Genomic DNA, 437 nt, shown 5'->3' with positions numbered 1-437 from the left:
CCCGATCCAGGGCATCGGCGCGGGCTTCGTCCCCGCCAACCTCCACACGCAGTCGATCGACGGTGCGATCAAGGTCGAGGCCGCCGACGCCAAGGCGATGGCGCGTCGCTCCGCCGCCGAGGAAGGAATCCTGGTCGGGATCAGCTCGGGTGCAACGCTCGCCGCGATCGCGCAGAAACTGCCCGAGCTTCCCGCAGGCTCACGCGTGCTCGGCTTCAACTACGACACGGGCGAACGCTATCTGTCGGTTCCCGACTTCCTGCCCGAAGGTTGATGTCGCAGTAACCCTTTTTCTGCGGTATAAGGCGTTCCGACGGGCGGGGGTCCGTCGGGGGCCAGTCATGCGTAAAATAATGATTTTCGTCAGCGTGCTGCTGGCGTTGTTCCAGATGTATTCGATGGTGGCTACGGGCGGCAGGGACAAAGCACCAACGGCA

Annotated in this window: 1 protein-coding gene; it reads left to right on the top strand. The window is 63.6% G+C overall.

Features of this window, described 5'->3' with window-relative positions:
• A partial coding sequence (locus AACY49_RS31190; RefSeq protein ID WP_339528192.1) for a pyridoxal-phosphate dependent enzyme occupies window positions 1-274 on the top strand: 274 nt, incomplete at its 5' end.
• Window positions 275-437: the final 163 nt, after the last annotated feature.

The organism is Pseudomonas sp. EL_65y_Pfl2_R96 (assembly GCF_963970905.1).
Classification (GTDB): domain Bacteria; phylum Pseudomonadota; class Gammaproteobacteria; order Pseudomonadales; family Pseudomonadaceae; genus Aquipseudomonas.
Note: the sequence above shows the minus strand (reverse complement) of the source record. Positions and strands in the feature narration are given on the sequence as shown.